We start from the raw sequence: 15,463 nt of genomic DNA, 5'->3' as shown, positions 1-15,463 counted from the left end.
CACATGAACAATTTTCGACAATTACAACAATTAAGTCAGACAAGTTTGATGGCGACTGCCGAGGTAACTGGCCTGAGCACGGTCGTTCTATCCTCATTTGGGATGGGCAAACAGGCCTTGCCGGTACCAGCGTTGGAACGGCTATGCCTAGAATTTTCAGCTAATTTGGATGCACGAGGGCAGGCCAGTCAGCCAGCTGACCGGCAACATCCGATTCACATTCGCTTGAGTACTGATTACTTATTAAACCTTGGTCTGACCCTATCTGATTGGATTTCCTTAAAGTGGGCGTTAGAAGGCGACTGGCAGGGTGACCGCTTAGTGGTCGGTTTCTTTGATGATGGTCAGTTAGTTCAAGTGGTGGAAAGTGAGGCAGACTTTACGGCTGCCTTTGCCGGTTATTTAATTTTGGCTTTGCAAGATGACTTTACCCCCTACATTGATGAAATTCACGGGAATGTCCATTATGATTGGCGAATTTTACGTTATCGATCAAAGACGCAATTTACCGATATTACCAACCGCATTGCTCAAACCCCTTTGACGGAGATCAAACCATGACAATTAATTTAATTTTAGCGACAGATGCCTATAAGTTGACGCATCATTTGCAATATCCACAAAACATTGACAAATTGTATTCGTACGGTGAAGCCCGCATTGGTGGTAAGTATCCGACAATTTCCTGGTTTGGTTTGTCGATGATTTTAAAAGATTACTTTCAAACGCCAATCACGGTTGAAATGATTGATGAGGCAGAAAAAGTTTCAGAAGAAACCTTTGGGACGAAGGAATACTTTAACCGCGATGTTTGGGAAAAGGTGAAGGAACTGGGCTATTTCCCCGTCAAAATCAAGGCCCTGCCTGAAGGAATGGAAGTGCCGGCTGGGACGGCACTCTTTACCCTGGAGTCGACTAGGAGCTGGTTTGCCACGTCATTAAATGCGCTGGAATCATTGTTGATGCACGTTTGGTACCCAACGACCATCGCCACCAATTCGATGTATATCAAGAAGCGGCTCTTGCCACTCGTTCAAAAAACAGGGACGGAAGCGTCTTTGCCATTGATGGTGAATGACTTTGGTTTCCGCGGTGCCACTGGTGTTGAAGCCGGTGAACAGGGTGGTGCGGCTCACTTATTGCATTTCCGTGGGTCCGATAACCTTTTGGCTTCAAATTACTTTGAGCATATCTATGGTGTGGCCGGTCGGGCACAGTCAATCTGGGCGACAGAGCATTCGGTTGCGACTGCTTATGGTCCTGACGAAGGTGAGTTTCATTACGTCAATGCTCAATTGGACCGAACACCCGATGATGCCTTGGTTTCAATTGTGATTGATTCCTATGACACCTTTAACTTTGTTCGTCACGTGATTGGCTCAGAACAATTGTCAACGCGGATTAAAAAGCGAGCGGGTCGGGTTGTTTTGCGCCCCGACTCTGGCGATCCCGAGACGATTGACTTGGCTGTCTTGGATATGCTGGCAGAAATTTTTGGGACCGAGGCCAATGATAAGGGCTATAAGGTTTTGAAGCATAACGTCGGCCTGATTCAGGGTGATGGGATGAAGGCGGATACGATTATTGCCCTTTATGAAGCATTGATTCGCCATGGCTGGTCAACGGATAATTTGGTGGTTGGCTCGGGTGGCGGTCTGCTGCAAGAAGGCTTCACGCGTGATACTGAACGCTTTGCCATCAAAGCCGCTTACGCCCACACCACGGATGGCCGCAACTTAGTGATTAAAAAGCAGCCAAAGACGGATCCTTCGAAGGCTTCGAAGGCCGGCTTGCAAAAGGTCATCGCTGACCAAAAGGGCAAGTTGCATACGGTTAGTCAAGAGACACCGGGCGAGGACTTGCTGCAAACGGTTTACGAAGACGGAAAATTGACGATAGAAGACGGCCAGACCATTATTGATCGGGCTAGCGGTCGTGATAATTTATAACTTCCTCTTGAATTTTTTTGCTTGGGACTTGTTACTACTAAAATATCTGTGGTAAAGTTAAGGCAAGAACAGCAAAGGGGGACTTTATGGTTGGACCGTTTTTCAATTTAATTATTGATACAAATACCGCTTTAAAGGCCCTTATTTTCCTAAAAACAGCTTTCCCATTGGGAGAGCTGTTTTTTATTTCTCACTAAGGAGGGCGAAAGGGCAGCAGTTAGTAAGATTAATATGGACTTTATCACACGGCTGAATCTACAAGATCCGCATGATGTGAAAACGGTCAGTGGCGGTGACGTGAATAAAACTTATTCACTCTATTCGGGCATGCAACGTTATTTTTTGAAGGTGCAACCGGGTCAAAGTAAAGATTACTTTGACCATGAGATTGCCTCTTTAAAGGCTTTGTCTCAGGCGGTTCGAGTACCAAAAGTGATGAAACAGGGCGAAATTCAAGGCAATGCCTACCTGTTAATGGATTGGGTGCCAGCTGGTACCGGTAACCAGGAGACATTGGGACAAAAGCTGGCTGATTTGCACCGGGTCAAGGGGAAGGCCTTTGGCTTTGAGATGAACAGCGACTACGATAATGTGCCGAAAGACAATACTTGGTCGTCTTCGTGGGGAGAATTCTTTGTGAAACAGCGCTTGGAACCGTTAATGACGGTTGCCCAAAAAAAGGCGTTGTGGCTGTCGCAACGAGGGGACCACTTTGAAAATCTCAAAAAGACCATTATGGCGGATGAACACGTCCGCCAAGTCGAGCCAACCTTGCTTCACGGCGATTTGTGGGCCGGCAACTTTATGTTTGATAACGATGATGAGCCAGTCTTTATCGATCCAAATTCATTTTATGGCGACCGCGAATTTGACTTGGCTGTGACCAAAGTTTTCCCGGGCTTTAACGATGATTTTTATCGCGCTTATCAGGCCGCTTATCCATTAGAAGATGGTTACCAAGACCGGTTTAAGTGGTACGAATTTTATTATATTTTGATGCACTTTGTTCGTTTTGGTGACATTTATGCACCAAGATTGAATAAACTCTTAATTAGCTTTTAAGCCGATAGGAAGAATCATCTAGACCATTTTATTGACATCTGTTGGCCTGCTCTGTATAATTTCTGAGATTGAAAGACTGAGGAGGCGTGCAAATGTCATCGCAAAAGACGCAACGATTTGTTGCAACAACACTCTTTGTAGCCATTGTTTTACTACAAAGTGTTGTGCCGTTTTTAGGATCATTACCGTTGGGGGCCTTTTTTCTAGGGGCTTCCGTAACAATTGTGCCGATGACTGCTGCTTTAGCAGGAATTTTGTTGGGCCCACGGTCTGGCATGGTTGTCGGTTTATTTTGGGGAATGACCTCTTGGGTGCGTGCCTTAACGCATCCCGGGACCATTGGTGCCCTGATTTTTTCAAATCCGTTGACGGCATTGGTACCACGGTTGCTGGTTGGCTTGATTATTGGCTTTTTGGCCAGCCGCTGGCTCACTAAGGAACGCTTGAGCTTGGTTCGCTTTTTCATCACGGGCGCTTTAGCAGCTTTTTTGAACACTGCTTTCGTGATTTTGAGTACGACTTTAGTGTTCAAGGTTTTTGCAGTGTCTGGGATGGGCATTCCAAAGGCGCATTTGTTCACCTGGTTAGTGGGCATTCTTGGCTTTAATTCTGGCTTTGAAATGATTGCCAATGGCTTGTTGGTGATGATTATTGGCCGCGTGCTGCTAGCTAAGTTACCCAATTTAAGAGCATAAATAAACAAAACCAGCCGACTATGTTTAAGTTGGCTGGTTTTTGATTACTATTTTTTAATCCAAATAGTTGACGATGATGCGCTCACCCGGACTCGAACCGGGAGCAAAGACTTAGGAGGTCCTCGTTTTATCCCGTTAAACTATAAGCGCGAACTCTGTTATTATAACTAAAAAAAGGGGTCCTTTCAATTCAAGGATGAAATTGCCAGAGAAATTTAATTTTTGTCAAAGAGGGGCGATTAGTTCCAAACTTTTGCTATACTAGTAGTGATAAAAAGATTATTTGGAAAGTGGGATATAAGCATGGGAAAAGTTGTCGAAGTAAACCATCCATTGATTCAGCACAAGTTAACGATTATTCGTGATGAAAAGGTGGGAACAAAGGACTTTCGTGCCCTAGTTGACGAACTGGCAATGCTGTTAACATATGAAGCTAGCCGCGATTTGCCCCTCGAAGATGTGCAGGTGAAAACGCCCATCCAAGAAACCACTAAGAAGCAATTAGCCGGGAAGAAGCTAGCCGTTGTACCAATTTTGCGAGCTGGTTTGGGAATGGTTGATGGTATTTTACAACTGATTCCAGCTGCCAAAGTCGGTCACATTGGTATGTATCGTGATGAAAAGACTTTGGAACCAGTGGAATACTTTATCAAGTTGCCAGAAGATATTGACCAACGTGAAGTCTTGCTGGTTGATCCAATGTTGGCAACGGGTGGCTCAGCCAAAGATGCTATTTCAGCTTTGAAGAAGCGTGGTGCCGAACAGATTAAGTTAATTACCTTGGTTTCATCACCACAGGGAATTGCGGCCGTTAAGGACGCTCATCCTGATATTGATATTTATACTGCTTCGATTGACGAAGGGCTGAATGATGATGGCTATATCGTGCCAGGACTGGGGGATGCCGGTGACCGACTCTTCGGTACTCACTAAGTTTGCCTATGTTTAAAAAGAAAACACCATCGACGATGACTTTGTCGTTAGATCGACCGAAGTCTCGGTTGAAACGATTACAGCAAAAGCTAGACAGAAATGACCATTCCCGCGGTAAGTGGTTGGCCTTTTTTTGTGCCAGCATCTTAGCCTTTTCATTGCTACTGTATTTGCTCTTAGGATTGATTGCAAACCAACCGGCCCAGCATTTGCAAGGGCAAAGCCAAGTAGCTCAACCAATTAAATTAAAGGTTGATGCTCGAAATGCGATTGTGGTTGATGCCAAAACGGGTCAGGTTCTCGGAAAAAAGAATAGTCAACAGCAAATTGGGATTGCCTCGCAGAGTAAAATGCTGACGGCTTATGGCGTTTTACAAGAAATTAAGGAAAAGCGCTTTAACTGGGACACCTTAGTTGAAATTACGCCACAGTCGGACTGGTCCAAAAAGGACAATGCCACCTTTGCTCATCTAGAGATTTCGGCTGGGCAAAAGTTACCAGTCAGCGAGCTCTTTGCCGCGATGTTTACCTCTAGTGCAAATGATGCGGCTTTGGCTTTGGCCGACTTTGCTAAAGACTCGCACGAAACACAGCAACACGCGCTCGAACGTTGGGCTAAACAGCTCAAATTGACGGGCTCTAAGTGGTACAACGCGGCTGGTCAAGTGAATGGCGATGCCTCTGATTATGAGGTGAAAACGGCCAAAGCTGACGCGGAAAACACTGCCTCTGCAGAACAATTGGCAATTTTAGCCTATCAGGATTTGCAAGCTTATCCCGGCTTACGGACTTTTTATGAGAAGCGTGGTTTGGTTTACCATCCAACGGCCAATGAAACTAAGATTAAACTGACGGAAGCGGGTAAGTTTGACCAAGAAATCAAGGGTAAGCTACAAAATCCACAGAATTTAACCTTTGAAGGATTGAAGACTGGATCAACTCCGGCTTCGGGTGGCGCTTTAACTGGTTTGGTTAAGGACAGCCGCGGCCGAGAATTTATCACGGTTGTTTCCGGAGCGGGAGCTTATACTGATCAGGTTCACCGTTACCAAGCTACCATTGATGTGGTTAACCAGGTCGAGAATCAGTTTGATTCAGTTAGCTTTAAAGCTGGCCAGCCACTAGGCACACAGCAAACGATTAAAAACCTCAACATGAAATCCGGGCAACAAGCAGTTGTGCTGCAAAGTCAACGGATGTACTGGTTGAAAAAGGGACAGACGAAGCTGGGTTATTACCTACCAAAGTCGCTCTCAAATCACAGCCAAAGCAAGGGGACGGTTGTAGCGGAGATTAATCCGGCTTTGAAGACGGAGTACCTGCCAACCGTTGCCAAAAAGACACGGCAACTGACTTTGGCAACGGCCGATAACCAACCGCTAGCCCACTGGTGGCAAAAGGCTCATCAGTGGTCAGCCTTTTGGCAGAAATAACGTTTTAGAATATTGATTGCAAATAAAAAAGGGACGAAATTTTCGTCCCTTTTTTTATCTTAGTTTTGGTCAACGCCAGCGCGCTTCTTGAGCTTGGCTAATTGTTCATCGAGTGAGTCATCGGCGGCTGTCTTTGTAGCAGCAACCTTTTCTTTACCGGCTTCAGTCAATTCACTAGCCTTTTGCTTGCCTTGTTCGAAAAGTTCTTCGCCCTTTTCTTTACCAGATTCCGCCCAATCGTTGGCCTTTTGCTTGAAGTCAGCAACTCGTTCGTCATCCTTTAACAAGAGATAAGCTAAAGCGGCGTTCCCAAAGAGGGAAGCACCCAATAAAAAGTTCTTCATGACACACTCTCCTTTTGCTTGTTATTTAGCTCTATTATGGAAAATGGTTTGGCATTTGTCAATCAGATTACAAAAAAATGTCAGCAGAAGGCCAACAAAAAAGCGGCTTGAAAATGATATAATGAAAGTAATTTAACATTAAAGGGGTAACTGATGATTAGTTTAAAGTCACCGCGTGAAATCGCGGCCATGAAGAAATCCGGCGCCATCATCGCCGGGATGCACTTGATGTTGCGTGACTACATCAAGCCAGGAGTCGATACTTGGGACATTGAATTGAAGTGTAAGAAGTATATCGAAGACCGTGGTGGAGTGCCTTTGCAAATTGGCTTTGAGGGCTTTAAGTATGCAACGACAATCTCAGTGAACAATGAAGTTGCTCACGGCTTGCCTCGAAAGGGCTTGAAGTTGAAGGATGGCGACTTGTTGAAGGTCGATACGGTTGTCGGCCTGGATGGTGCCGTCTCAGATTCAGCTTGGTCATATGCGGTGGGTAATGTGTCACCGGAAGTGAAAAAGCTGATGGAAGTCGCTAAAAAGTCATTGTACTTGGGAATTGACCAAGCAGTGATTGGTAACCGAATTGGTGATATTGGTTGGGCTATTCAGGACTATACCGAAAACCAAAATGGTTATGGTGATGTGCGCCAGTACATTGGTCACGGTGTTGGGCCAACAATGCATGAAGATCCCCAGGTTCCTCATTATGGTAAGCCAGGTCATGGTTTGCGTTTGAAGGAGGGAATGGTCATTACCATCGAACCAATGATTAACCTTGGCGGCTGGGAAGTCGAAACCGATGATACACCAGAAGATGGTTGGACGGTTCGGACCTTAGACGGTTCTTGGTCGGCCCAGTATGAACACATGTTAGCCATCACTAAGGATGGTCCAAAGATTTTGACCAGCCAAGATCCTGAAGAGGATGCTAAATACCTTTAAGAAATAATCAAAGAAAGAGTGCCCAATGGATTTACCGCAAGCCTTTAAGACGAAATACCAAGACCTGCTAGGAAATGCCAGTGGGCCTTTTTTGCAGGCCCTTCAAGAACCCGGCCAAAAGGGTTTCCGGATTAACCCGCTCAAAGCTCAAACCACGCCAAAAGACTTATCGGTAGCTGAAAAAGTGCCCTACGGAAAATGGGGCTACTTTGGTCAGGTTGATGGCAAGGGCGTCGATCACGTGACCGGACTGGTCTATTCCCAAGAACCTTCGGCCCAGTTTGTCGGCGAGGTCGTGGGCGCGCAGCCGGGAGAACGAGTCTTGGATTTGGCGGCTGCACCAGGTGGTAAATCAACTCATATTGCCAGCCAAATGCAGGGCCAGGGCCTACTGGTCACTAACGAAATTTTCTTTAACCGGGCGAAAATTCTATCCGAAAATATTGAACGGTTTGGTGTACAAAACGCCATCGTGACGTCGATGGATGCCCGCGATTTGGCCAAGGCTTTACCAGGCTACTTTGATAAGGTTCTCTTGGATGCCCCATGTTCTGGTGAGGGGATGTTTCGTAAGGACCACGATGCCATCCAGTATTGGTCAGAAGACTATCCGACTGAATGCGCCGTGCGCTCACATGAAATTTTGGAATCAGCCGTCAAATTAGTGCGACCGGGTGGGACATTGATTTATTCCACTTGTACTTTCGCACCGGAAGAAGATGAGCAAACAATTGCTTGGTTACGGTCGACTTATCCGGAATTTACGGTAGAGGCAATTGACCGGCCAGAAAATTCTGGCATCAAAGACGGTCGACCTGAATGGGCCGATGGTGGCGCTGATTTGGCAAAAACGGCTCGGTTGTGGCCGCAAGACCTACCTGGCGAGGGTCACTTCGTGGCCCGGCTACAAAAGGCAGCTGCTGTTGACGAGGCTGAGACCGTTAAGGAAACAAAGTTACAAAAGCCTAGCAAATTAGCTCCGGCTGACCTGCAGTTAGTGAAGGACTTCTTTGCTGAGACGCTGCCAGGCTTTGCTTTAGATGTTCAGCGCCTGAAGAGTTTTGGTGACCGAATCTTTCTCTTGCCAAAGGACTGTCCTGATTTAGCGAAGCTCAAGGTGTTGCGGGCAGGTCTTTGCCTGGGAACGATGAAGAAAAACCGCTTTGAACCCGATCACGCTTTGGCCTTGGCAATTCATCCCGACCAGGCAGCCCAGGTTTACGCCCTTGATTCAGACCAGGAATACCGGACTTATGTCCATGGTGATGTCTTGAATACCCAGGCCGACCTGCAGAAAGGCTTTGTCCTGGTGACAGCCAATGGCAATGGTCTTGGCTGGGCCAAATTTGTTAACGGCCAGTTGAAGAACTTTTTCCCCAAGGGATTACGCTTTTAATGAAATAACGACTAGAGGAGAAACAGATGGCATTTGCACAGACGGTGACCGTTCCAAACGACGGCACTTATGAAATAAACCCCCAAATTAAGAAATTTACCCTGTTGGACTTGGGCTTTTTGACCAATAATGCCGGGGCCTATGTCTTACAGCGGTCCTTGCAACCGGACCTACCAATTGACCAGTCAATCCAATTAAAAATTACGGTCAACAAAGATTTGACTGGCTTCAAGATGGCGACGGTTTCAGCTGGCGCCCAGGCACCGGTTGATATTTTTGCCCGCGATGACCGGGATGCTTTGGTTGAGATTTATCACTACTATTTGCAGGAACTCGAAGAGCGACAGGTATTAAAAAAACAATCATGACAACTTTTTACTTCGTCCGCCACGGACAAACTGAATGGAATCTAGAACGGCGTTTTCAGGGAGCCCAGGGGGACTCTCCTTTACTACCCGGTTCTTATGATGATATGAAAAAGGTCGCCGGCTTTTTGCAGGATAAGGGGATTGACCGAGTTTATGCCTCACCACTGCCACGGGCTAAGGTGACTGCTGAAACCATCCAAGCTGCCTTGCCAAAGAAGCCCCGTTTGTCCTTGCATTCCAACATTGTTGAGGTTGGTTTGGGTGAATGGGAAGGACAGGCGATGGCTGATGTTCAGGCTAATTACCCTGAAGCCTACGATACTTACAAGAACCATTTGGAGAATTTTGAAGGCCAGGGCTTTGGTGGTGAAGGCTATACCAAGGCCGTTGCCCGTTTTCAGGAGATGATTCAAGAAATTGTTGCCAACCATCCAGACGATGCGGTTTTGGTGGTGGCTCACGGTTTGATTTTGACCTTTGGAATGACCAGCCTGTTGGGGATTCCGCGTGATCAAATCCGCTCATTGGGTGGGTTATCAAATACTTCAACGACGATTATCGAAAGCCCAAATGGCCAGGACTTTAACTTGGTCAAGTGGAACGAAACTAGTTACTTAAATAAGGACCAGGATGCTGGGACTACGATTTAATGCTACAAAACGCCGCGAGGCGTGTACATAAGAGAACGAATAAGGAAAGTTATGGCCAGGACAGTCACGGAAGACAATCAAATTTTGGGAACATTGCAAAATGTGATTTTTTCGGCCAATGATTCCTATTTTAAAATTTTATCGGTGACTGTTGAGGATACTGATTTGGACGACTGGTCCGAAGAAGAGATGATTGTGACCGGGACCTTTGCCTCGGTCAAACCCGGTTCGACCTATGCCTTTTATGGTCAGTTAGTGACCCACCCCAAATACGGCCAGCAGTTTCAAGCCGCACGTTACGAAAATCAGATGCCAGCCGACGAAAAGGGTCTGATTGCTTTTTTTGCCTCGGGTGACTTTGCCGGAATTGGTAAGAAGACGGCTGAAAAAATTGTCAATGAGCTTGGTACTCAGGCGATTGACCTGATATTGTCCGATGCCAGTGTCTTAGATGGCATTTTAAAACCGAAGGTTGCCAAAGAACTCGCTGAAAAGCTGCAGGAGAACCTTGGCCTGGAAAAACTCTTTGTTTTAGGTCACCAGGTCGGTCTATCCGCCGATTTGGCCGGTCGGCTCTTTGACCACTATGGGGAAGAAGCCCAGGACATTTTACAAAACACGCCTTACCGTCTGGTTTACGAATTTGATGGTCTGCCCTTTAAGAAGGTCGATGCGATTGCTCGTCACGCCGGCTTTGCCCTTGATGACCCTGAAAGAATTCGGGCCGGGGTTTATGCTGGAATCTTAAATGCTTGTTATTCCGCTGGTCATACCTATCTAACGGTCGACCAAGCCAAACAGGCGGCCTGGCAAACTTTGCAAAGTGAATTACCGGACTTTAGTCAGGTCATTGACCAATCTTTGGGGGGATTGGTAAGCCAGGGCCGGCTCGTCTATCAGGATGGCATTTACCAAGCCAAAATTTTAGCTGATGCCGAAATTCTGGTGGGCGAAAAGTTACAAAGCTTAATTGATGGGCGCAGTGCCGTGCGAACGGATTCAGCCCTGGTTGATACCAGCTTCGTTGTCCCAGAAAACTTAGACCTGGATGCCGTTCAAAAGCAGGCGATCGAAGATGCTTTGACCAACCAGGTCTTTGTTCTGACCGGTGGGCCGGGAACTGGGAAAACGACGATTACGAAAACCTTAGTCGCAACCTGGGAATCACTTGTGCGGCACCAAGCCCAAAGTGAAAAGACGGACCAGGACTGGGTTAAGCAAAACCGCGTGCGTCTTGCCTCGCCAACTGGTCGAGCTGCCAAACGCATGACAGAAATTACGGGCTATGAGGCCACCACTATCCACCGTCTACTTGGGATTACCGAGGGGGACGATGCCGAATTTGATGAGGATAACCCGATTTCGGGTGGTTTGTTAATCATTGATGAGGCCTCAATGTTGGACATTTCCTTAGCAGCTAGTCTTTTTGCTGCGCTGCCAGACAATATGCATGTTGTTTTGGTTGGGGATGCGGACCAATTGCCTTCCGTTGGTCCAGGAAATGTGCTTTATGACTTGATTCAAAGCCCAAAGGTGACCCACGTGTCCCTTGAGCACATTTACCGCCAGGGCAAAGGGTCAAGCATTTCGGCTTTGGCCCAGGCCATTAATGCCGGTCAACTGCCGGCCAATTTTCAAGAAAATCAAGTCGATCGGTCGACCTTCCTGACAACGGCCGATCAAGTGCCCAAAGCCGTGATTCAAGTCTTGCGGGCAGCGGTTAAGAAGGGCTTCACGGCCGATCAGGTGCAGGTACTAGCACCGATGTACAGAACACCGGCCGGGGTCAATGCCTTGAATCAGGAGGCTCAAGACCTCTTTAATCCCGTTCAACCTGGGCAAAAGACCCTTCAGCAAGGTGAAACGGTCTTTCGTTTGGGGGATAAGGTTCTGCAATTAGAGAACGATTCCGAACGAGACATTTATAATGGCGACATGGGTCGGGTGATTGCCATTCATTACAAGAAGGAGCCAGGGGTGGCGGCCGATTCTTTGGTGGTCGACTTTGATGGTCAAGAAGTTTGGTATACCTCAAAGACTTTGAACCAGTTAACCTTGGCCTATGCGACAACGATCCATAAGGCCCAGGGGAATGAATTCAAGTTAGTAATTTTGGTTTTAACTGGGCAGTTTAAAATTATGCTCAATCAAAACTTGGTCTATACCGCCATCACCCGGGCCAAGGAGTCGTTGGTCATGGTTGGGGACTATAGTGCCTATGAGTACGCAGCCACCCATCCGGTACCACTGCGACAAACGCTGTTGCAAAGCCTCTTGGCAGGTGAGGGTGTGAACGGTGCGGATGTTGCTGCTGCAAAGCCAAAACAGGCCGCTCAGCCAGTTGATCATGCGGTGCAAGAACAGGTCGCGACCTACCAGGCTGATTCGAAGTCTCAGCAGACAGCACCAAAGTCGAGCGAGTCAAGATTCGACCAAGGAGCAACTGCAGCCGACAAGCAGGTGCCAGCCACGAATCAGGTCGAAGCCGCGCCAGCTCTTTCAACTAACGAGTTGACCACGGCCAACTTTGACCAGGCCTTGGCGAACCCAATGGTGGGGATGGACCAGATTTCACCCTATGATTTTATGCCTGTCGAGCCCTAAATTTTGTATAATGGAAGCAGATATACATTTGAGTAAATGTCTGCTTGAATGAGCTGAAAAATTGAATTCAGCTCATCAGCTATAAAATAACTTTTGGAGAGTTTATGACTGCTAATCCAGAATATCGCTTGTTTGATTTGGGAACGAACCCCGAATTGACAGAAGCGATTGCTAAAAAATTAAAAACGCCCGTTTCGCCGGTCGAGATTCAAACCTTTGCGGATAATGAAATCTACGAACGGATTGTGGATTCTGTTCGTGGAATTGACGTTTACGTGATCCAACCAATCAGCGAACCGGTCAATGATAACTTCATCAAATTAATGATTTTCATTGATGCGGCTAAGCGAACTTCGGCTAAGTCGATTAATGTGATTATTCCTTATCTTGGTTACGCTCGGTCAGACCGCAAGACCCGGTCACGCGAACCAATTGTGGCCCGGTTGTTGGCTGATTTGATGGAAGACCAAGGAATCCGACGTGTGATGACGATGGACCTTCATACTAGTCAGGTTCAGGGATTCTTTGACATTCCAGTCGACCACTTGATTGCGATGCCGGTTCAAGCAAAGTACTATGAAGACCGCGGCTTGACTGGGTCTGACGTGGTGGTGGTTGCTTCGGGTTCATCAACCTTGAAGTTGGTTCAGCGCCTAGCTGAAGTTTTGGACGCCCAATGGGCAATTGTGGACCAGGACCGTGACCCACGGGTTAAGGCAACGGTGACCGGAAAAGTGGCTGACAAGCATGCCATCATCTTAGCGGATATCATTGATACCGGTGAAACGATGATTAAGGCCGCCGATGCTGTTAAGGCCGCCGGGGCTAAGTCAATTGATGCTTTGGCCACCCACGGCGTCTTGTCGGGCCATGCGGCGAGCGATTTGCAAGAGTCAGTCATCGACCATGTTGTCTTAACGGACACGGTGCCGATTCCAGCCGAAAAGCACTTTGATAAGTTGGAAGTGGTTTCGGTTGCGGGTCTCTTCGCTGAAGCAATTGGACAAGTGATTGCCCAAAAGTCGATGGCCAAGGTGTTGATGAGTCCAGACCAGCGTGAGGAATTGTCATGAGGACCATCGATCTATTAGGACTCAGTTCACCGGAATGGTCAGCCACGGAAGAGGGACTATGGACTTCTCAGTATGGTGCTTCTATACAGTTTCAAAGTCAGACAGCGGGAACGCTGTCGTTGCGCTTTGCCAAGCACTACCCGGAGTCAATCTGGACTCTAACGGTTGATGGTGTTGACCAAGAAGAGTTGATTGTGCCAGAGCAAGTGCTGGATTTGCATTTGCAGGCTGATCATCAGTACCAGTTGACCCTGAATCAATGGCAATCTGGCCAGGTGGCCTTTTGGCAGGGTGGACTCGTGATTGAGGACGGTGCTTGGTCAGGCGACCAAAACTTACAGCCAATCATTGACTGGCAAAGCAGTGACTATCTAACCTTTGTCGGTGATTCAATTGTTGCCGGTGAAGCGATGGCGGGAGTCAACCACGACCAGCACCAACCAACGCAGTCGTTTCCATCATTAGTGGCCAAGCAATTGCAGTTGCCGCTGAACCGGATTGCCTATGGTGGGACGGGCTTGACGAACCGGGCCCCCTTCCAAGAGCCACGAGCAATTGATGCTTTGTGGCAGGTGGGGGATGGCATTGCCCGCCGACGGGTTCATAGTTCCAAGGTAGTGGTGGCTTACGGTATCAATGATGCTAACTATGGGGCAACAGACCAGGAATTTGCCTTTGGCCTGCGTGTCTATTTGCTGGAGTTAGTGAAACGGTTCCACGAGGCGCATTTCTATTTATTGACCCCCTGGAACGGCGCTTTTGCAGCAATTGTGGCCGCAGAAGTAGCCCGGTTTACTTCCTTTACCGTGGTGCCGGCTCACGAATGGGGCATTCAAACGCGGCCTTATCATCCTGATGGCTTGGCCCACCAAAAAATTGCAGCAGAATTAGTAAAAATATTGGAGGATTAAGCATGGTTTATCAAGCAGCAGCAGATCGTTATGAAAAGTTACCTTATCGCCGAGTTTCTGATTCCGGTTTGATTGTGCCCGCCGTTTCTTTTGGTTTGTGGCGTAATCTTGGGGACACAATGCCCCTGGAAAATTCTCGCAAGGTGATTTTGAAGGCCTTTGATGAAGGAATCTTTTCATTTGACAATGCCTTTAACTACGGTCCAAATAACGGAACCGCCGAAGAGACCTTTGGTCAGGTTTACAAGTCTGATTTGAAGCCTTACCGAAACGAATTGGTGATTACCACCAAAGCCGGTTACCACATGTGGCCTGGCCCAATGGGTGAATTTTCAGGACGTAAGACGCTGATTAATGCTTTGGATACGTCTTTGTTGAAGATGAACTTGGACTATGTCGACATTTTATATGCGCACCGCTTTGATCCAAATACCAATTTGGCAGAAACGGCTCGAGCTCTTGACACACTAGTCCGTCAAGGAAAGGCCTTGTATGTTGGGGTTTCCAACTACACAGCCGAACAGACGAAGGCGATTGCTGAAATCTTTAAGGAATTGGGAACACCCTTTATTGGAAACCAAGTTTCTTACAACATGCTAAATCAGGAACAAAAGAACTCTGGCTTGTTAGACATTTTGGATGAACACCATGCCGGCTTGTTCGCTTATGGACCATTGGCCGAAGGGCTGTTGACCGACCGTTACTTGGACGGGGTGCCAGAAGACTTCCCAATTCATAAGACAAATGGTTTCTTGTTTGAAAACGGCCGCGATGCTTTGACCGCTAAGTTGCGTGACTTGAACGAATTGGCTCAAGGACGTCAGCAAACGCTTAGTCAAATGTCTTTGGCCTGGTTGTTGCAAGATAAGCGGGTGGCTTCCGTGGTAATCGGAACTTCTTCCGTTGATCACTTGATGGACAACCTTGAATTTACCAAGAATTTGGACTTTAGCGCCGATGAATTGGCTGCTATCGACAAGATTATTAACCGTTAAGGTAAAAAAGACCCAATTAGGGCCTTTTTTTATTGGCTTTTTACTCATTTATTCTAGCCAGGACAGTCTTTTTCCTGTAAAATTGATTGGTATTTGCTAGAAGGGCGA

15 protein-coding genes and 1 tRNA gene are annotated in these 15,463 nt (G+C 47.2%); 14 read left to right on the top strand and 2 right to left on the bottom strand.

The features are described from left to right. The first annotated feature begins 3 nt into the window (after nt 1–3). The 4 genes from BLW39_RS02830 (at nt 4) to BLW39_RS02815 (ending at nt 3,706) form a co-directional block, all read left to right on the top strand. Nucleotides 4–561, top strand: coding sequence for a hypothetical protein (locus BLW39_RS02830; RefSeq protein WP_059377262.1), 558 nt, complete (start codon nt 4–6; stop codon nt 559–561). Beyond that, nucleotides 558–1,949 carry a nicotinate phosphoribosyltransferase gene (locus BLW39_RS02825; RefSeq protein WP_059377259.1) on the top strand — a complete coding sequence of 464 codons (1,392 nt, stop codon included), beginning with the start codon at nt 558–560 and terminating at the stop codon, nt 1,947–1,949. Before BLW39_RS02830 ends, BLW39_RS02825 begins: the two co-directional genes overlap by 4 nt. Before the next feature lie 231 nt (nt 1,950–2,180). Continuing rightward, nucleotides 2,181–3,011 carry a fructosamine kinase family protein gene (locus BLW39_RS02820; protein ID WP_059377255.1) on the top strand — a complete coding sequence of 277 codons (831 nt, stop codon included), beginning with the start codon at nt 2,181–2,183 and terminating at the stop codon, nt 3,009–3,011. Between the two features lie 92 nt (nt 3,012–3,103). Then, nucleotides 3,104–3,706: an ECF transporter S component gene (locus BLW39_RS02815; RefSeq protein ID WP_059377252.1), complete on the top strand. Its 603-nt coding sequence runs from the start codon at nt 3,104–3,106 to the stop codon at nt 3,704–3,706. A 77-nt stretch (nt 3,707–3,783) separates the two neighbouring features. Here the strand turns inward: BLW39_RS02815 and BLW39_RS02810 are convergent. Further along, nucleotides 3,784–3,856 (bottom strand) — tRNA-Arg (locus BLW39_RS02810). Nucleotides 3,857–4,009: 153 nt separating this feature from the next. On the opposite strand from BLW39_RS02810, the gene upp reads away from it, so the two are divergent. Then, the gene (gene upp / locus BLW39_RS02805; protein WP_059377249.1) at nt 4,010–4,639 is read left to right on the top strand and encodes a uracil phosphoribosyltransferase; all 630 of its coding nucleotides are present in this window, start codon (nt 4,010–4,012) and stop codon (nt 4,637–4,639) included. Between the two features lie 8 nt (nt 4,640–4,647). After that, nucleotides 4,648–6,072: a serine hydrolase gene (locus BLW39_RS02800; RefSeq protein ID WP_082138821.1), complete on the top strand. Its 1,425-nt coding sequence runs from the start codon at nt 4,648–4,650 to the stop codon at nt 6,070–6,072. Nucleotides 6,073–6,131: 59 nt separating this feature from the next. Here the strand turns inward: BLW39_RS02800 and BLW39_RS02795 are convergent, their stop codons facing one another. Continuing rightward, nucleotides 6,132–6,416 (bottom strand): hypothetical protein, encoded by a 285-nt coding sequence (locus BLW39_RS02795; RefSeq protein ID WP_059377246.1) that lies wholly within the window; start codon nt 6,414–6,416, stop codon nt 6,132–6,134. Between the two features lie 153 nt (nt 6,417–6,569). Between BLW39_RS02795 and map the strand changes: the two genes are divergently transcribed. The 8 genes from map to BLW39_RS02755 all read left to right on the top strand — a co-directional run bounded on the left by map (nt 6,570) and on the right by BLW39_RS02755 (nt 15,355). Further along, nucleotides 6,570–7,358, top strand: coding sequence for a type I methionyl aminopeptidase (gene map, locus BLW39_RS02790; RefSeq protein WP_059377244.1), 789 nt, complete (start codon nt 6,570–6,572; stop codon nt 7,356–7,358). 25 nt (nt 7,359–7,383) lie between these two features. Continuing rightward, nucleotides 7,384–8,754 (top strand): RsmF rRNA methyltransferase first C-terminal domain-containing protein, encoded by a 1,371-nt coding sequence (locus BLW39_RS02785; protein ID WP_059377242.1) that lies wholly within the window; start codon nt 7,384–7,386, stop codon nt 8,752–8,754. Between the two features lie 26 nt (nt 8,755–8,780). Continuing rightward, on the top strand, nt 8,781–9,122 hold the full coding sequence (locus tag BLW39_RS02780; protein ID WP_059377240.1) for a cysteine desulfurase: 342 nt from the start codon (nt 8,781–8,783) through the stop codon (nt 9,120–9,122). Continuing rightward, nucleotides 9,119–9,772, top strand: coding sequence for a histidine phosphatase family protein (locus BLW39_RS02775; protein WP_059377237.1), 654 nt, complete (start codon nt 9,119–9,121; stop codon nt 9,770–9,772). Before BLW39_RS02780 ends, BLW39_RS02775 begins: the two co-directional genes overlap by 4 nt. Nucleotides 9,773–9,823: 51 nt before the next feature. Further along, entirely contained in the window at nt 9,824–12,376 is a 2,553-nt protein-coding gene (gene recD2, locus BLW39_RS02770) for an SF1B family DNA helicase RecD2 (RefSeq protein ID WP_059377232.1), read from the top strand. 104 nt (nt 12,377–12,480) lie between these two features. Then, nucleotides 12,481–13,449 carry a ribose-phosphate diphosphokinase gene (locus BLW39_RS02765; protein ID WP_059377230.1) on the top strand — a complete coding sequence of 323 codons (969 nt, stop codon included), beginning with the start codon at nt 12,481–12,483 and terminating at the stop codon, nt 13,447–13,449. Then, the gene (locus tag BLW39_RS02760) at nt 13,446–14,360 is read left to right on the top strand and encodes an SGNH/GDSL hydrolase family protein (RefSeq protein ID WP_059377227.1); all 915 of its coding nucleotides are present in this window, start codon (nt 13,446–13,448) and stop codon (nt 14,358–14,360) included. Before BLW39_RS02765 ends, BLW39_RS02760 begins: the two co-directional genes overlap by 4 nt. Nucleotides 14,361–14,362: 2 nt before the next feature. Next, nucleotides 14,363–15,355, top strand: coding sequence for an aldo/keto reductase (locus tag BLW39_RS02755; protein ID WP_059377222.1), 993 nt, complete (start codon nt 14,363–14,365; stop codon nt 15,353–15,355). Nucleotides 15,356–15,463: the final 108 nt, after the last annotated feature.

Origin of the sequence: Fructobacillus pseudoficulneus, assembly GCF_900108455.1 — a bacterium.
Taxonomy (GTDB): domain Bacteria; phylum Bacillota; class Bacilli; order Lactobacillales; family Lactobacillaceae; genus Fructobacillus; species Fructobacillus pseudoficulneus.
This window is presented reverse-complemented; position numbering and strand designations above follow the sequence as displayed.